Annotated in this window: 19 protein-coding genes; 3 read left to right on the plus strand and 16 right to left on the minus strand. The window is 27.6% G+C overall.

Annotated elements, in window-relative coordinates; translation table 11 throughout:
* Window positions 1-137 precede the first annotated feature (137 nt).
* The 5 genes from ACQY5W_RS01425 to ACQY5W_RS01445 form a co-directional block, all read right to left on the minus strand.
* On the minus strand, window positions 138-425 hold the full coding sequence (locus tag ACQY5W_RS01425) for a hypothetical protein (protein WP_428023145.1): 288 nt from the start codon (window positions 423-425) through the stop codon (window positions 138-140).
* Between the two features lie 103 nt (window positions 426-528).
* Window positions 529-1,464, minus strand: coding sequence for a hypothetical protein (locus ACQY5W_RS01430; protein WP_428023146.1), 936 nt, complete (start codon window positions 1,462-1,464; stop codon window positions 529-531).
* Between the two features lie 27 nt (window positions 1,465-1,491).
* Entirely contained in the window at window positions 1,492-1,845 is a 354-nt protein-coding gene (locus ACQY5W_RS01435; protein ID WP_428023147.1) for a DHCW motif cupin fold protein, read from the minus strand.
* 108 nt (window positions 1,846-1,953) lie between these two features.
* Complete coding sequence (locus ACQY5W_RS01440; RefSeq protein ID WP_428023148.1) at window positions 1,954-2,844, minus strand: EamA family transporter; 891 nt, start codon at window positions 2,842-2,844, stop codon at window positions 1,954-1,956.
* Between the two features lie 70 nt (window positions 2,845-2,914).
* Window positions 2,915-3,874, minus strand: a complete 960-nt coding sequence (locus ACQY5W_RS01445) for a C-terminal binding protein (protein ID WP_428023149.1) — start codon at window positions 3,872-3,874, stop codon at window positions 2,915-2,917.
* A 262-nt stretch (window positions 3,875-4,136) separates the two neighbouring features.
* Here ACQY5W_RS01445 and ACQY5W_RS01450 point away from each other — a divergent pair, with 262 nt between their 5' ends.
* Window positions 4,137-4,529, plus strand: coding sequence for a hypothetical protein (locus tag ACQY5W_RS01450; RefSeq protein WP_428023150.1), 393 nt, complete (start codon window positions 4,137-4,139; stop codon window positions 4,527-4,529).
* 1 nt (window position 4,530) lies between these two features.
* On the opposite strand, the gene ACQY5W_RS01455 is transcribed toward ACQY5W_RS01450, so the two are convergent.
* The 4 genes from ACQY5W_RS01455 to ACQY5W_RS01470 all read right to left on the minus strand — a co-directional run bounded on the left by ACQY5W_RS01455 (window position 4,531) and on the right by ACQY5W_RS01470 (window position 7,284).
* On the minus strand, window positions 4,531-5,376 hold the full coding sequence (locus ACQY5W_RS01455) for an EamA family transporter (protein ID WP_428023151.1): 846 nt from the start codon (window positions 5,374-5,376) through the stop codon (window positions 4,531-4,533).
* Between the two features lie 65 nt (window positions 5,377-5,441).
* Window positions 5,442-6,221 carry an AraC family transcriptional regulator gene (locus ACQY5W_RS01460; RefSeq protein ID WP_428023152.1) on the minus strand — a complete coding sequence of 260 codons (780 nt, stop codon included), beginning with the start codon at window positions 6,219-6,221 and terminating at the stop codon, window positions 5,442-5,444.
* Between the two features lie 9 nt (window positions 6,222-6,230).
* Window positions 6,231-6,815 carry a LysE family translocator gene (locus tag ACQY5W_RS01465; protein WP_428023153.1) on the minus strand — a complete coding sequence of 195 codons (585 nt, stop codon included), beginning with the start codon at window positions 6,813-6,815 and terminating at the stop codon, window positions 6,231-6,233.
* A 103-nt stretch (window positions 6,816-6,918) separates the two neighbouring features.
* The gene (locus ACQY5W_RS01470; protein ID WP_428023154.1) at window positions 6,919-7,284 is read right to left on the minus strand and encodes a RidA family protein; all 366 of its coding nucleotides are present in this window, start codon (window positions 7,282-7,284) and stop codon (window positions 6,919-6,921) included.
* A gap of 197 nt (window positions 7,285-7,481) precedes the next feature.
* On the opposite strand from ACQY5W_RS01470, the gene ACQY5W_RS01475 reads away from it, so the two are divergent.
* Both ACQY5W_RS01475 and ACQY5W_RS01480 read left to right on the plus strand, forming a co-directional pair.
* The gene (locus ACQY5W_RS01475; RefSeq protein ID WP_428023155.1) at window positions 7,482-8,300 is read left to right on the plus strand and encodes a PhnD/SsuA/transferrin family substrate-binding protein; all 819 of its coding nucleotides are present in this window, start codon (window positions 7,482-7,484) and stop codon (window positions 8,298-8,300) included.
* Complete coding sequence (locus ACQY5W_RS01480; RefSeq protein WP_428023156.1) at window positions 8,301-9,797, plus strand: ATP-binding protein; 1,497 nt, start codon at window positions 8,301-8,303, stop codon at window positions 9,795-9,797.
* A 49-nt stretch (window positions 9,798-9,846) separates the two neighbouring features.
* Here the strand turns inward: ACQY5W_RS01480 and ACQY5W_RS01485 are convergent, their stop codons facing one another.
* From ACQY5W_RS01485 to nadB, 7 genes are all read right to left on the minus strand, one after another.
* Entirely contained in the window at window positions 9,847-10,149 is a 303-nt protein-coding gene (locus tag ACQY5W_RS01485; protein WP_428023157.1) for a chorismate mutase, read from the minus strand.
* Between the two features lie 69 nt (window positions 10,150-10,218).
* Window positions 10,219-10,848, minus strand: coding sequence for an SMI1/KNR4 family protein (locus ACQY5W_RS01490; protein ID WP_428023158.1), 630 nt, complete (start codon window positions 10,846-10,848; stop codon window positions 10,219-10,221).
* Window positions 10,849-10,966: 118 nt separating this feature from the next.
* Window positions 10,967-11,572, minus strand: coding sequence for a hypothetical protein (locus ACQY5W_RS01495; protein ID WP_428023159.1), 606 nt, complete (start codon window positions 11,570-11,572; stop codon window positions 10,967-10,969).
* An 86-nt stretch (window positions 11,573-11,658) separates the two neighbouring features.
* Window positions 11,659-12,828 carry a PD-(D/E)XK nuclease family protein gene (locus ACQY5W_RS01500; protein ID WP_428023160.1) on the minus strand — a complete coding sequence of 390 codons (1,170 nt, stop codon included), beginning with the start codon at window positions 12,826-12,828 and terminating at the stop codon, window positions 11,659-11,661.
* Between the two features lie 727 nt (window positions 12,829-13,555).
* Window positions 13,556-15,091 (minus strand): glutamine-hydrolyzing GMP synthase, encoded by a 1,536-nt coding sequence (gene guaA / locus ACQY5W_RS01505; protein ID WP_428023161.1) that lies wholly within the window; start codon window positions 15,089-15,091, stop codon window positions 13,556-13,558.
* A gap of 173 nt (window positions 15,092-15,264) precedes the next feature.
* The gene (gene nhaD, locus ACQY5W_RS01510; RefSeq protein WP_428023162.1) at window positions 15,265-16,656 is read right to left on the minus strand and encodes a sodium:proton antiporter NhaD; all 1,392 of its coding nucleotides are present in this window, start codon (window positions 16,654-16,656) and stop codon (window positions 15,265-15,267) included.
* Window positions 16,656-18,107: an L-aspartate oxidase gene (nadB, locus tag ACQY5W_RS01515; RefSeq protein WP_428023163.1), complete on the minus strand. Its 1,452-nt coding sequence runs from the start codon at window positions 18,105-18,107 to the stop codon at window positions 16,656-16,658. Before nadB ends, nhaD begins: the two co-directional genes overlap by 1 nt.
* Window positions 18,108-18,126: the final 19 nt, after the last annotated feature.

Consider the following 18,126-nt stretch of genomic DNA (forward strand, 5'->3'; position numbering starts at 1 on the left):
ATTATTAACAAAATTTATACATACTCAAAAACAGAAATTTTACGATAAGTATAAAGTCATTAAAATATATACACAATTATACACTAAAAAATTAATTTTTTAACATTTTTCTATTTTTTTTAGAAATTAAACATTTATTAGTTAAGTTCAGTAGCACAATTATCACAATTTTTTCTAAACCAACCACGACCTGGAAAAGCACCACATTTTGGACATTTCCAAAAAAATAGATAATAAATACCATAAATTACAAAACCTAAAACAGAAATATTAAACCAAATATCTTTTCCATATCCAAAAAGTTCATCTAAGCCTTTTATTGTTATTACAATACTTGGTGCCAGTAAAATAAAAAAAATTGCTGCAATTATTTTAGCCTTTAAAATAACCTTTGCAAACTCTTTTTTTATATCATTTTGATTCATCTATGCTCCTTTTAATTTATATAAATTATATATATTATCTCTTAAAAGTAGATTTTTATATATTTATATTTATGGTCTAATATATAAACAGTTCAATAATTTATCAATGTATTAACAATGAATTATAAATAGAGTCAAATTGTTTTATATCTTTTTTATTTTGGATTAATTTTACGACACCTTGTTTTTCATTTAAATTTCCGTGTATTAAAATTATATCTCCATTTGTTATTGATTTTTTTGATTTTGCTAGCCAATTATTCGTACCAAGTGGAAGTAAAGAAAATCTATTAACTAAACTATTAACAATCTTTTTATTAGATATTAAACCTGGAAATCTAAAAAACATAGATGGTATTTGGTTATTTAAAAGTAACATCTTTTCTACTTCAATAACCTCCTCTTCTAAATTTGTTTTACTATTTAGCATAAAATTTTCAGATAATTTTTCAAAAGGATTATAATAATGATTTGTTGAGTGATTTATCCATGTTATATCTAAATTTTTATTTTCTATTAAAGATAAAAACTCTTTTTTGTGCTCATTTACCCATTTATAGGTTATAGCTATTGCAATAGGAACTTTTTTATTCGATTCATTAAATTTTAAATACTCTTCAAAAAGTTCTTTTTCATAACCTTTTTTAGATGAAGGACACATATCAATTGTAAGATTTATTCCAATCTTATTTATACTATCATTGATACCAGCATTTGCCATAACTTCTGAATTATCAAGAGCTTTTTCCCTTAATTCAAAATAATTGGTTTTTAAAAGAACTGCATCTGTAGTTTTTTTTAACTTCTTTTTTTCATTTTGACTGATTACAGAAGTTTTTAAAGTATCCAAATCTATTAGCAAAAAGTTTATTCTTGAATTATACTCATATGAACGTATAGCCATGAATTTTTTTTGATTAATTATATAAAATTCTTTAATAATAGAATAATTTTTTATGATTGAAGTATCTAATTGTATCTGTGCATTTAAAGATGTCATAAAAAATACAAACAAAGAGATTAAACTTTTTTTTATCATGTTTTTCCCACAAAATAGTTTTGATTTTTAACTTTTCAATTTTAAAAAATCACCATCAATAATAAGTAACTTTACCCCATCTTTTGTAACAGAACGATGTGAACTTAAATCATCAGAAACTATATATGACATTCCAGGTTTTAAAATAGAACTTTCCCCATTTTTTTGCTCATTGACAACTTCACCCTCTAAACAATAAACAATATGACCTTTTTCACACCAGTGATCAGCTACATAATTTGCAGAATAAGTTACAACTCTCACTCTTAAACCTTCAAATTGCAAAGTTTGCCAATATGCAATACCAGATTCCCCCTTATGTTCAGTTTTAGGTATGTTATCCCAATCTATTGTTTGAAATGGTATATTTTTATTTTCCAAGCTACTACCTCATTTAATCATTTGATATGAATTATACATAAATAATCATAGTATTAAATAGAAATAGCTAAAATTCTACAAATAAAAATAGTATAAAAAGAAGAGTTTTTATACTCTTCTTTTACTTGTATTTAAAACTAAAAGATAAAATCTATTTCCTAATACTGAAACAAATAATCCAAATAAAATAAGAAGTGCCCCTGCACTTTCAATTGTGCTTAATTGTTCACTCAACAAAATATTTGAACTTATTATTCCTACTACTGGAATAGCTAATGCAAAAGGCGTTACCATTGCTGCACTATAGTTTTTAAGCAACCATCCCCAAATAGCAAAAGCAACTAAAGTAGAAATATATCCTGTAAATGCCAATGATGCCCAAGTTTTAAAGCTTGAGCTTAATAAAATTGTCAAAGGCTCATGTGATTCATAAAAATAAGAAAGAATAAACAAAGGCAAAGGAACTACTAAACTTACCCAAACCATAAAATGTAAAAGATTTACACCTTTTACTTGTTTCATAATTATATTTGATATTCCCCAAAAAAGTGCAGCACAAAGTATCAAAATCAAGCCAAACATCGTAATACTTGTATTTACAGTTAAAAAGAAAAATCCAAAACCAATAAAAGCAATCATAATTCCTAATAATTGTGAAGTTGAAATTTTTTCTTTAAAAATAAACATACTTAAAATAATTGTAAAGATAACTTGAGCTTGTAATAATAAAGATGAAATTCCAGCACTAGCATCTGCTTTCATAGCTACAAACAAAAAAGAGAATTTTAAAATACCTAAAAACACCCCTACTCCTAAAACATTCCAGACCGATGTTTTAGGAAAAGGTATAAAAAATACAGCAGGAATAGCTACTACAAAAAAACGTAAAGATGAAAAAAGTATAGGAGGCAATTCCTCTAATCCAAACTTTATAACAGAAAAGTTAATACCCCATATTAAAACTACTAATAATGCTAATAATACACTTTTTATATTCATATAATATCCTTTAAAAGATTATAGAAAATTTGTTAAAGAATATATAGAATAAAATTGCTAATTTACGCCTTTACTTTAAACCATTAACTATATTAATTGGCTTCTTGCCATCCAACACTCGTTTTGCATTTAGTGCAGCTTTTTGTCTCATCTCAAAATATGCTTTATCACTATAAAAAGCACTATGTGGATTTATAAGAAATCTTCCATCTAGCCAAGATTCTTTTGCTTTCCAAGCATCTATCATCAAACCATTTTTTGGTGGTTCACTTGGCAATACATCAAGACTTATACAATTTAATTGTCCAGATTTTAAAGGCTCATAAAACACATCCAAGTCTTTTACAATAGGACCTCGTGCTGTATTTACTATGGAAGCACCTTTTTTCATCTTAGCTATAAAATTTTCATCTACAAGTGCATTTGTCTCTGCTGTCAAAGGGCAATTTATAGAGATAATATCGCAAGTTGCAAGTAACTCTTCTAAATCATCAAATCTCTTAGCACCAAGCATTTTTTCTGTACCTGCTGATAAATAAGGATCATAAAAATGAGTTTGAAATCTCAAAGCATTAGCTTTTAAAATTACACTTCCACCTATTCTTCCAGCTCCTATTACTCCAATCTTATAGTCACTATTTCTTTTAATATTATTTAAAGTATTTGCTTGCCAAGAACCATCTTTATAATCCCTACATAAATAATCATATCTAGTAATCCCACGAGCAATATTCATAATCATTGCAATAGCAGTATCACTAACCTCCTCTGTCCCATAATCTGGAGTATTAGAGACATAAATACCTTTTTGCCTAATATAGTCAAGGTCTTCAAAAACATCATAACCAACCCCATATCTAACAAGTGCTTTTAATTTTGGCAATTTATCTATATATTCATTTGATATTTTTTTATGCCAGACTAATAAAACTTCAATATCATCATGTAATTCTAATGATATTTCATCTCCTAAAACCTCTTTTTCTATATAAGGGTCAGTTATTTTATCTGTGATATATACCCTATTCATATTTTTCCTTGTGACATTGAAATTATAAAATTAAAAAAAAGTTTTGTCATTAACATAGGTTAATTATTATTTAAACTCAACTTCTATTAGTACTATATTTTTATAGTAGTCGTTGTGTCATAATTTTGCCTTTAATTAAAAATTTTTATTTGAATAACTTTACTCCATAAATGCTTAATATTATTAAAATAAATGAAGCTTTAAATATAATCTCATATTTTAATTTTATTTGATAAAATCACAAAAAATACAAGGAAATATTTTGAATAAACCAATAACTCTTTTTATAGTAACTTTTATAGCTATCATTTCAGTTTATTTATATGTATTGGGTGAAAATAAAACATTAGAAATAATAAAAGAAGATTATCTTTATATTTTAGGACTTATTCCTGTTAGTTTTATATTTTTATATTTTAAATTTAAACTAAAAGGTTATGAGATAATCAATTTTCATAAAAATAATGAAATCTCTTTAAAGTCAACAATACTATTTTTTTTAGTATTTCAAGTTTATGATTATTATTCAGAAGGAGGTTTTATTGGCATGATTTCCCAATGGTTTATTTATTGGATTATGGGTATTATTGCCCTACTTTTGATGGAAACAATCAACTACTATAAAAACTATAAACTATTGGGAAAGATCAATTAATTTATTTACTAAAACGTAATAATCCTGCACCAATTAATGTTGTCATAGAAGCAAATAATTTCATCAAATCTAACTTCTCTTTTAATACAAAAACACCTAATAAAAGTGCAAAAATAATACTCGTTTCCCTTAAGGCTGTAACAACTGGAATAGAAGCCATAGTAAAAGACCATATAACCAAAGCATATGCTGTAAATGATGCTAAACCACCAGCCAAAGCTAACTTATAATTTTTGATAACAACAACTTTAACCGTATCTGGCTTTTTAATTGTAACTATTAAAGCAAATATTATTGCGTTTAAAATAGATAAACAAGCATAAAATCCAACAGCACTTCCAGAAAGCCTAGCTCCCAATCCATCAACTAAAGAATAAGAAGCAATAAAAATACCAGTAATAACAGCTAAAATAGCTGCACGATAGTTTCTTAAGCCATCACTTTTTCTAACTAAAACCAAACTCATAATACCCGTACAAATAACTATTATAGCAATAGTTTGAATCTGATTAAGATGCTCTCCTAAAAAAAATACAGATACTACTGACACAAGCAAAGGAGCTATCCCCCTTGCTAAAGGATAAACTTGACTTAAATCCCCTATTTTATAAGAGTTTAGTAAAAATAACTGATAACCACAATGTAATAGTGCTCCTGTTATTATATACATCAGAGATTCAAGATTTGGTAAAGAAACAAAAAACAGTGCAAAAATAGCAAAAGGAGTATGTCCTAAAACAACAGCTGACATGCTAATATGTTTATCACTATTTTGTTTAACCAAAAAATTCCAACTTGCATGTAATAATGCAGCTAAAAGAACAACAAACATTACAGAAAGAGACATGTTTTTCCTTTAAATTCATTTGTGCAATAAGGCATATCTTTCATAATTTTACTTTCATATTTTTATCAATATAAAGATTGAAGATACTCATAAGCTGTTAATCCATACACTCTTTTAAAATGTCGATTTAAGTGAGATAAATCTGTAAATCCATACTCTACGACTGTAGCATATAAATCTTTTGTATATTCTAAATATTTTTTTGCATGAATTAGTTTACAATTTAAAAAAAACTGATATGGAGTTATTCCTGTATTTGTTTTAAACATTCTTATAAATTGAAATTTACTTAAGTCTAACTCTTTTGAAATTTCATCTATATTTAAAACATCATCTAACTCAAAATAAATCATTTCCTTTGCTTTTTTGACAATCAAACTCTCTTTTTTATAATCTAAAATAAAATCTCTACTAGAGAAATTATCTGTAATATTTAATAAAAGTTCATTACACAAAACTTCATCTTTTTCAAAAAAAATAGCAGACGAAAGATTGATTATATCTTGTTTTAGTTTTTCATTATATACAATAGAAGAAGAAAATTTAACAATGTCTTTTTTTCCTAAAGCTTCTAAAAAGAGTTCAGGTTTAATATATAACATTACATAATCTAAAGATTCATCATGATCTCCTGATTCGCCATCATGTAATTGCTGTGGATTAAATAGCATTACACCATTTTTATAAGATGATTGACTATTTCCCTCTAAATTATACTTTTGAATTCCTTTTAACGTTACTCCTAAAGCATACTCTTCATGTGCATGTTTTTTATATGAAAACTTTTGCATTTTAGCTCTTAATGCTGTAATACCTACTCTGTTTTTATATATAAACTTATCCATAATAACTCATCAATTAAATATTCCTGAAATCGCAATTGCACATAATACTAGAAATATTGCCATAATATTATTTGCTAACGTATTATACTTATCCATAAAAGATTTTAGTATATTTCCAAATAAAATCCATAATAAAAAAGCACTACAAGCAATAAATGTAATAAACACAACAAAAAAACTAAGTTCCCAAAAAGATTTATAATAAGGTAAAATAAAACTAGGGAAAACAGTTAATGTAAACAATACTGATTTTGGGTTGATAAATTGCATAAAAAACCCAGTTCTAAAAGAGGAGAATAGATTTTCTTCTTTTTTACTTTTATCTATTTTAAAAATCTGATAAGCCAAATATAACATATAAATAGCTCCAATTATTTGTAAAACAACTATAATATTTGGCAAATAAGTCATCAATAAAGAATTAAAAATAACAGAGCTACTTAACAAAATAAAAAAAGCAAAAGAAGCTCCAATAGAAAATTCTAGAGCCTTTTTAACCCCATAATTATGTACTGTTGTAAGAATCATAATATTAGTAGGTCCTGGAGTTGCTGTCATTAAACAACAATAGACTAAGAAAAATAATAAATTCATAATTCACCTTTCTTTTTGTAAATTATACTTTTTAAAATTTTTTAATCATAGTACATTATTGCAAGACAAACTTTTAATTATTTTGTGATATTTATTGTATAAACTATGAGAGGTAGTTTTCACCAGCTGCTGCTGTAAATGACATTTCAACTAATAAATCTGGATCTACTAATTCAGCTTTTACACAAGCTCTACTAGGAGCACAACCTTCTGGAAACCATGAATCCCAAACATCATTTAGTGCATCAAAATTTGCAAAATCTGTTAAATAAATTGTCACTGATAAAATTCTTGATTTATCACTTTCTACTAAAGCTAGTGTTGATTCAGCTTGAGCAAATATTTGTTCTACTTGTCCTTTTATATCTGCCCTAGTATCTGAATCTGCTACTTCTACAAAACTTGCTATTCCATTAAAAACAGTCACATCTGACCAACGTTTACATGGATTAATTCTGTGTATTTTCATAATTAATAATCCTTAATAATATTGTTTTTTAATTATAGATTTTATCTAAAAGGTCTTTAAATCAATAAAAATACTATTATCTAATAGATTTTATATAGTTGATTAATTTTTAATTAACAACTATAAAAAAACACTTAATAAATATTATTAATACTATTTGTTATAATATTGTCAATTTTTTATAGGTGAAAAATAGTATGAAAATAAAAAAATTATTTCTATTGTTCTTTTTGATATGTAATCTCAGTTATGCTCAAAAAAATCCCATCAAAATAGGCATTGCCCCACACTCTTCGACTAGGGTTATTTTAGAATCTCACCAAGATTTGAGACTTTTTTTGGAAAACTATTTTAAAAGACCTGTACAAATTTTAACAGCCAAAAACTTTAGTGAATTTACTAAAAGGTCAAATGATGGAACATATTATGATTTGATTTTAACTTCTCCAAATTTGGCAGTTCTAGCTCAAAGATTAGGTGGATATACACCTTTAATGACATACAAAAAAGGACTATCAACTATTCTTTTATCAACAGATTCAAATATCTTAAATAGTAAAAACCTACCACTTCATGTTATTGGATTAGACCCTGTTTCTTTTCCAACTTTAGATGCACAAGATTGGCTAGAAAAAAATGGTTTTAATGATGAAAAAATAAAATACACATATACAAGTGCAACAGATAGTTCCATATCTATACTTTTAAATAAAAATGCTGATATGATAATTATGTCCTTGCCAAATTATATAAAACTAATGACGAAAGAGACTAAAAACTTAGTACATGTAATATATCAAAGTAAGCCAAAACCAAGTAGAATTTATCTTGCAAAAAACAAAGATGGTATTACTTTAGAAGAATGGAAAAAAGCATTAAGTGCTTTTTCAAAATCTTCAGAAGGTAAAAAGCACCTAGATATTACAAAACTTGAAAACTTTAAAGAAATAGAGCAAAAAGATTTAAATAGCCTTGATTCAATAGTAAAAAAAACTATGGAAAGGTTATATAAGTAAATGAAATTATCTTTATCTTGGAAATGGGTAATTGCAAGTTTACTTATAGAGAGTATAATGCTTACCTTAATGGTCATAAAAAATGTAAATCAACTTGAAATAAACCTATCTACACAAACAAATATAAGACTAGATGAACAAAAAATATTATTAAAAAGTGCCTTGGTAGCTCCCCTTGTACAAATGGATTATGCAACAATTGATGCAATTTTAAGTGAAACAAAAAAAATCCCAACCGTAGATTATTTAGTTGTAATTGATAATCAAAATAATTGTATTTCTAGTGTTGGATGGGAAGATTGTACAAAATTACCAAAAAAAGAGATAGATCCTTTTAGTGAAAAATCACTTATAGACCAAAGATTTGACACAAGTATTCCTATTACCCTATTTTCACAACCTTTAGGTAAAGTTTATTTAGGGCTTTCTACAAAATATTATATTCAAGCAAAAGAAGAGATGATTACAAGAAGTATCGTTATTGCATTAATAGAATTATTATTATCAGCAATTTTACTTATAACCATAAGTGAATGGATTATAAAAAATCTAGTTAAATTAACCCATAGTGCAAATGCAATCGCCCATGGAGATTATTCACAAAGAATAAATTTAGGGGATAGTAAAGAGACCTATGAACTACAAGAATCATTTAATCTTATGGCAAAAAACATTGAAAAAAATATCATAGAATTACAACATTCAAATATAAAAGAAAAAAAACTATTTCATGAATTAAAATCTCAAATGGAAAAAAACCACGAACAAGATATTTTAATTAAACATCAATCAAGGATGGCAATTATAGGAGAGATGTTAAATAATATTGCCCATCAATGGAGACAACCTCTAAATGCCATTACTGTCCAAATGAGCGGATTAAAATTAAGAAAAGAGTTAGATATCTTAGAAGAAAATGAGATAGAAAATACCTCAGATAGCGTAATGAAATACGCGAACTATTTAAGTAATACAATTGATGATTTTAGAGATTATATTAAAGATTATAATACTAAAAAAGAGTATTTTAACATTGAAACTTCTTTAACAAAAGCTATAGATATAACATCGGCTTCATTAAAAAATAATTATATCACGGTAAATATTAAGCACTATAAAGATGAATTATTAGTAAATGGTGTAATAAATGAATTAACACAAGTTTTTATAAATATTCTAAATAATTCAAAAGATATATTAAATGAAAAAAATATAGAAGAAAGAATAATAGAAGTATCATTTTATAAAGAAAATGACAAAATAACCATCACCCTTCAAGATAATGCAGGTGGAGTTAATGAAAATATCTTAGATAAAATATTTGACCCATACTTTACTACAAAACATAAAAGTCAAGGAACTGGAATAGGATTATACATGAGTGCTAAAATTATCCACGAACATTTTTCAGGTGAGATACTTGTAAAAAATGAGGATATAGAATTTAAAAACAAAACCTATAAAGGTGCCAAATTTTTTATAATTTTACCATTATAAAAATTTTCACCTGAAAAATAGACGTTAAAATAAGTAAGATTTTTATTTATTAAACTTTTTGTAGCTTATTCCATTCTTTTAATTCTTCATTTATAAAAAAATCAATCATCATTTTATAAATATCTCCTATCAACTCAGGAGATGCACCATATTTAATTGCTAACTCTTTTTTTGATTCAATAACTTTTGCTACTCTATTTGAATCTTTTACAGCTGTTTCATCTTTTTTAAATTTTGATGCTTCATGTACATATTCTGACCTTTTTGAAATCAGTTTTACAATGCTACTATCTATTTCATCAATAGCACTTCTAATATCACTCATATTTTTACATTCTTTTGGTTCTATCATTTATTTATTCCTATTTTATTGCAACGTTTGAATACACCAATAAAGTGCCGCAGGTACTTTATTGGTGTGCTATGATTTGTTAGCAATTTTATCATTTATATGTTTCCATGTTGGTGAATTAAACCAATTAACAGGATCAATTTCTTTTATTGGATTTAACCAATGGTTACCATCATCTAAAGCATCTTCTTGTAAAGAATATTTATTGTTTATCAAATCAGCTTCAAATTGTTGGAGGTATTCCGAAATTGAATCATGTAATTTAATTGCAATATTATATTCATAATCTATTAATATTATTTGTCCAATTAAACCCTCAGCTGATGGATCTAAATCAATACAAAGATAAGTTGTTCCACAATCATCTCCAATTGGTATTCTATTATGATTAAATATATAATCTGTTTTAATTTCAGAATCAGCATATTTTAAAATATCGTTCGTTGCTTGAGTCTTATACAATTCAATATGACTAATACTTTTTTCAATTGGAATAAAAGGAATTCCATATGCAAAATTCACTAGCTTATCAGGATTAAGTCCATTATGTTCCTTATATAGTTTTATAAAATCATCTGGCAATTTTTTATCAATAAGTTGCTCTAGCTTTTGTATAGAAGTTTCACTAGCTGGACTTTGCAAAGAATCTGAAATTTTTGAAGCTTTTTCATCAAGTAAGGCTTTTATTTTTTCTAACATTATTTTTTCTTCCTTTTATTGCTAACGTTTGAGTTGAGAAATATTTGAGCCGCAGGGTCAAATATTTCTCTCCAATGATTTGTTAGTTGCTTTTGTACGCACAGTTAATTTTAATTGCTTATTGTCTATCATAGACACCTACTGAAACATCTTTTTCATAGTCAAAATTGATTATTGCTATAAACATAGTGCTTTCATCAACTAATTGTACTACATGAACATTTATTAATTTTTTTATTTTTATTAACCATGAAGGTACTTGTTTTAATATATTTTCAAATTGCTTTTTATGAGCAAAAGGATTTTGTGCATGAAGTAGACCTCCACAAATAGAATATACATTAAATAGTTCTTCTCTAGTTAAAAAGCCAGATTGAACTGGTTGAGTTCTTGTATTGTTTACATCTCCATTCCCGCATTGAAGAACCATTGGTTGTGGATAATGATTTAAGTTTATAGTCTTTAATTCATTTAAAATGTCTTTTGCATTCCAAGCTTTTTCAATTTTATCTTTAACTTTTTGATATTCTTCTTTATTAGCAACCATTGATGATAAAGCAATTAACTCAAGAATTTTCCTAATTTGTATACAAATTAATTCAACAGTTGTAATTAAATATGGAGTACTTACTTTATTGTTGAGTATTGATTCAACCACTTCAACTCGTTTTTTAATTTCATTCATACATATAGTATATTTATTTTTTTTATCTTGAATAGTCATTATAACCTTCTAATAAATTTTGTAACTAACGTTTGAAATGAGCTAATAAATTGCCCGCAGGGTAATTTATTAGCTCTACTGATTTGTTATGCTTCTTCCCAGTTAAAAGTTTTACATGCCTCAAGTAAATTTGCTTCTGTTTTTTTTGCAAACTTTTTATAAAGCTCATCCATTTTTTGAATAATACTTTCTTTGTTATCCCAATCTTCAAATCTAGGATATTTTGTAAAAATTCTTGTATATTTAGCTCCAGATTTAAAAGAATAATCATGAATATTAATGTCATGATTTTTTAAATGCTTCAAGAAATTTTGTCTTAGTGATGCGGAGACAAAAGGTCTAACTTCAATAATAATGCCTAGTTTTTCTTCTTGTACCACAAACCAAAATGCAAATGGCAAATTTTCACACCATTTTTCTTCACCGACTTTTTTCAAGTAGTTCTTAAATTCCTTTGGCATAAACCATGCAGATTTGCCATCAATATATATTTCTTGGGCATTTATATTTTGGATAAACTCACTAGCAGATTCTTCAAAATCTGTATCTTCTGCATATTCATAAATTAGGTCTAGTGCTTCTTTATGGTCTTTGTATATTTCTTTACAGAGTTGTTTGATTTTTTTATCTTCCATAGTTAATATCTCCAATGTTTTTAGATAATAATTTATAAAGTCATAGACCTTTTCATTCATATTTTCTTTTTGAATAGATACTATAAATTCTAAAATTTTGAGTACTTGAGTATAAGAGAGAATACCATATCTAGTGTCAGTTGGCTCTACACCATCAAGTGTTAAAAGTACTGGGACTAATTCGTAATTTTTATATTCACTTCTAACTGTCTCAAAATATTTTTCTAATTGTCCTTTTGACTCATTAGCATAAATTTTATTTTCAATAATAACGCAAATTTTATTATTATGACTAACTGCTAGAATATCAATATTTTGCCATTCTCTTTTAATTTCAAAATCACTATATGACATTTTTTCTGTATCAAATACAGATAGTGATGTCTCAATATTTTCATTGTTTAAAATAATTTCTGCTAAAACTTTTTTTAAAAAAGAATTTCCTATATTATGATTTTCTTCTGGTGTAAGAAGCCATGATAATACATTTGAATGACGAATTTCATATTGGTCTATTTTAAGAACTTTGAGAGGATTAAATTCATTTAATTTAGCCTCAAGACTTTCAAGTGCATAGTTGTTTGCTATAAATTTCTGAAGAGTGGCAAGTTTATCTTGCATTAATTTTCCTTTGCATTTGATGCATAACTATTTATTAGTAATACATTATATATAAATAATATATAAGATTACCTAATAGAATAACATTTTTAATGTTAAGATATAAATTTAATTAAAGCCCATAAATAGGTTTTTTCAATAAAACATAAAACAATATATTACAATATGTAATGTTTTATACAATGTTTTTGAATTTTTTATATAATTTTAATGTTAGATTATTAACGTATATCCTTAATAGCTTATCAAAATGTTATGCTATTGGTTAAAAATCTTAATAGTTTAACAAAATGATAAATATATCAGGAGTCTATTATGGGTAAAAACTATTAGATATTATGAGAGAAAAAATAAGATTAAATTTTATAAAAAGATATATATAAATCTACGCGAAAAGTTTGCCTTGTACTTTTTAGCACAAGTTTTCCTATTTCTTCTGTGCCCTTTCAGGGTCACGCTTTGTTACTTTTTCCAGCGATAAAATAAGTAACCAAAAAATCTGTTTTCAATTGCTATCGCTAATGTTAGCTTTCATTTGTATTGTTATTTTACTATGAGATTAGGTGAACTCTTCTATTTTAAAAGTATTAGAATCTCGAATAAAGCTGTAGATTTTAGCTTCAGACAAGGAAGAGAAGAAAATCAGCGATTGAGCTTACTGAGGAGTAAGTGATTGAGCTGATTTCCTTATTTGACGTAGTATCAAGTTAAAAGATACTGCTTTATTTTATTCCCACTCGATAGTTGCTGGCGGTTTTGAACTAATATCATACACAACTCTATTGATTCCATCAACCTCATTGATAATTCTTCTACTTATTGTCTCTAAAATATCATGTGGAATATGTGCAAAAGTTGCTGTCATACCATCTGTTGCTTCTACTATTCTTACACATACTGTGTTATCATAAGTTCTATTATCACCCATAACACCTACTGATTTTACATTTAATAGTACTGTAAAAGCTTGCCATGTTTTGTCATAGTAACCAGTTGCATGAAGAACATCTAGCATGATAGTATCTGCACGTCTCAGTAGTTCTAAATCAGGTTTATTTACATCTCCCATTACACGAATTGCAAGTCCTGGTCCTGGGAATGGATGTCTTCCTATCATAGCAGCTGGAAGTCCAAGTTCAAGTCCTAAAAGTCTTACTTCATCTTTAAAGATTTCTCTTAGTGGCTCAATTAGTTCAAATGTCATCCAATCAGGAAGTCCACCTACGTTGTGGTGAGATTTGATTGTTTTTGAAGGACCTTTTACTGAAACTGATTCAATAACATCTGTATAAAGCGTCCCTTGTGCTAAGAACTCTATACCATCATGTTTTTTTGCTTCCTTATCAAATACTTCAATAAATGTTTCACCGATAATTTTTCTTTTTCTCTCTGGGTCAGTTACTCCTGCCAGTTTTGATAAAAACTCTTCGCTTGCATCAACAGTAATAAGATTTACACCTCTTGATTTAAACATAGCTTCAACTTGTTCTCGCTCATTTGCTCTTAAAAGTCCATTATCAACAAATACAGGTATAAGTTGGTCTCCAATAGCTTCTGCTAAAAGTGTAGCAACTACAGATGAATCAACACCACCTGAAACACCACAAAGAACTTTTTTATTTCCAACTTGGTCTTGGATTTTTTTAATTTGTTCTTTTGCAAAAGAACCCATATTCCATGTACTTTCACAACCACAAATATATTTAGCAAAGTTTTTAAGTAGTTTACTTCCTTCAACTGAGTGATAAACTTCTGGATGAAATTGGAAAGCATAGATATTTTTTTCTTTATTTGCAATAGCTGCATATGGAGAGTTTTCAGAAACACCAATTTTTTCAAAACCTTCTGGAATATTTTCAACTCTATCTCCATGACTCATCCATACAATTTGACCATCAGTTGTATCTCTAAAGATATCTGAATCAGCTACAAAGTTTAATTTTGCTTTACCATACTCATGGTGATCAGCAGGGATAACACTTCCACCAAAATATTGAGAGATAAGTTGCATACCATAACAAATACCTAAAATTGGTAATCCTAAACTAAAAACTTCACTATCTGGGTGATATGAGTCTTTAGCATAAACAGAAGCTGGCCCTCCACTTAAAATAATACCTTTTGGTGTTCTTGCTTTGATATCTTCAATGCTTTCACTATATGGTACAATTTCAGAATAAACACCTGACTCTCTTAATTTTCTTGCAATGATTTGAGTATATTGACTACCAAAATCTAGTACAACGATTGGTACATGTTTCATATATTATTTTCCTTCATATTTTACACTTCTGTATTTAAATACTACAAATTTTAATCAGAGATTCTATCCAATTAGTTGTAAAAAGTTGGTTAAGTGATTTTCAAAGGTATTTAAAATAAAAAAGGGCTATCAAGAAAACTTGATAACCCTTTTAATATATTTTAAATTAAACTTTATCCAGCGTGATAAAATCCAATAACTTCATATTGTAAATACCAAATTGCAACAGAAGCAACATAACCAAGAAAAATAGTCCAAGCATATTTCATATGAGAACCAAAAGTATAAATACCATGTAGTTTACCCATAACACCAACACCAGCAGCACTTCCAAAAGAGATTAAAGAACCACCAACACCAGCTGTTAAAGTTACAAGCATCCATTGGTCAAGTCCCATTTCTGGATTTGCTTTTAGAATTGCAGACATTACAGGAACATTATCAACTATCGCTGATAAGAATCCAACTCCAATATTTGCAACTGTTGGTCCTAAAACTTCTGGATGGTAAACATGAGCTGCTAATCCTAACCAACCAATAAAATACAATGCTCCAACTGCTGCTAAAATACCGAAGAAAAACATTAAAGTATTGTTTTCTATTTTAGCCATTGAATGGAAAATATTAAAGTGACCTTTTCCATATTTTTTATTTAATCCATAAGAATAAACTTTAAGTAATGCCAAACCAAACATCATACCCCACATAGCTGGTAAATGTAAAACCTGATGACCTATAACTGCACAAAAAATCGTGAAAACACCAAGTCCCATAACAGTTTTAGCACCTTCAGCCATAACTGGAACTTTTTCAGTTGAAACATCAAAATCAGGAACTTCATTTGGTACAAATTTTGATAAAATTATTGCCGTAACTAAATATCCACCAATAGCAGCTGGGAATAAGAATAAGAAGTCTGTAAATACCCCTTTTCCTGCTGTCCATGCCATAAGTGTAGTAATATCACCAAATGGAGACCAAGCACCCCCTGCATTTGCTGCAACAACTATATTAATTGCACCTGGAACTAAAAATTCTTTTTTAGTTTTTTCAATTGTTATAAGAACAGTTGATAAAATTAAAGCAGTAGTTAAGTTATCTGCGATTGGTGAAATAAAGAAAGCTAAAAATCCAGTTACCCAGAAAAGTTTTCTATATGTATAACCTTTTGATACTAGATTATATTTTAACTTATCAAATACATTCATATGAATAAGTGATTCAATATATGTCATAGCAACAAATAAGAAGAAAAAGATTCCAGCAATTTCTAAAATAAGATGTGATGCTTCATTGTGCACAGCATCCATATTTAAACCATTCATTGAATAGTATAATGAAACTAAAATAAACATTAATGTTCCAATTAATAAAGCTGGTTTTGCCTTATCAATCTCATATTTTTCTTCTGCAGCAACAAAATAATAACCAATAAGAAAAATAAATAAACATGAAATACCAACCCACGTCATAGTTAAGTCAGGATTAGCATGGGCTTCTCCTCCACCACCTGATGCGAAAGCAGCAACTGAAATTAAAAGTAATGATACTAAAATTTTTAGCATTAATTCTCCTTGATAAAATGAGCACCTAAAGAAGTTTTACGTTCTATGGCACTGGTTAAAATAGATTTTGCCGTAAGCAATCTTAAAAACAATAGCCTACCAACATCTTCTTTTAGAAATAGTTCTATTTGTTGTAGTGCAGTGCGTAAATCCGACTCATTTCTTACAATTGAAGCATTTTCCCACATAAGTTTTCTTAATATGTTTTTTATATCTTTATCTATTTCTTTGTTTCTTGTATGATGAGATATCTCTTGATTAAACTCTTTTTTATTTATCTCAAAATGAGCTTTCAAACTATGTTCAACTGCTATTTTAGAAAATACAATACCTTCTAATAATGAATTTGATGCAAGTCTATTTGCACCATGAACACCAGTACAAGCACACTCACCTATTGCATATAGATTCTTCATTCCCACAACTTGGGCATCTAAGTTTGTAGGTATTCCACCCATTGTATAGTGAAATGCTGGAGAAATAGGTACATTTTCAAAAGGAAGCTCAAAACCTAAGTCTTTTAGATTTGCATAAATATTTGGAAATCTTTTTTTGAAAAACTCTTTTTCAAAATTTTTAAATGATAAAAATACACCTTTTCCTGTTTTTGTAGCATAATCAAAAATTGCACGACTTACAATATCTCTTGGAGCTAATTCTCCATCTTCATGGTAATCAAATAAAAATCTTTTACCATCTTCATCAACAATATGTGCACCCTCACCTCTTAGAGCTTCACTTAGTAGTGGTTTTCTAGCAAAGTGCGTTCCTCTTACAACTGTTGGGTGAAATTGAAGCATTTCCATATCTTTTAAAGGAATTCCATGTTCTAAACAAATACCTTGTAGTTCTCCAGAGATAGAAGTAGAGTTAGTATGATATTTATATAAAGACCCAACTCCTCCACTTGCAATAATTGTATTGTGTGCATAAACAACTTTTTCATCTGTTTCATTTTTGAAATACTGCACACCATAACAAATGCCATCTTTGATAAGTAAATCACTTACAACAACATTTGTAATTAGTTCATGGGGAAATTGTTCGATTAAAAACATATGTATCATACGTCCAGTTGCATCACCGTCAGCATGTATAATTCTACTTCTGCTATGTGCAGCTTCTTTTGTAAGTGCTAATTCACCTTTTGCATTTAAATCAAATTTTAGTCCCGCATTTATTAAATCCTTAACTGCTTCATTTGACTTTTCACTTAAAAGTTTTACTGCATTTTTATCATTGTAAAAAGCACCAGCATTTAAAGTATCTTCAATATGTGCTGGAATATCTTCTTTATCAACTGCAAAAGCTACTCCACCTTGAGCCCAAAAAGTATTGCACTCCCAAGGGGATTTTTTAGATAATAAAAGTACTTTTTTATCTTTTGGTATAAGTCTTGCTGCATTTAATCCAGCAATTCCAGAACCAATAATTACATAATCGTAAATCACTTAGCAGGTACCTCTTGTT

It is taken from the genome of Arcobacter sp., from assembly GCF_050300555.1.
Lineage (GTDB): Bacteria > Campylobacterota > Campylobacteria > Campylobacterales > Arcobacteraceae > Arcobacter.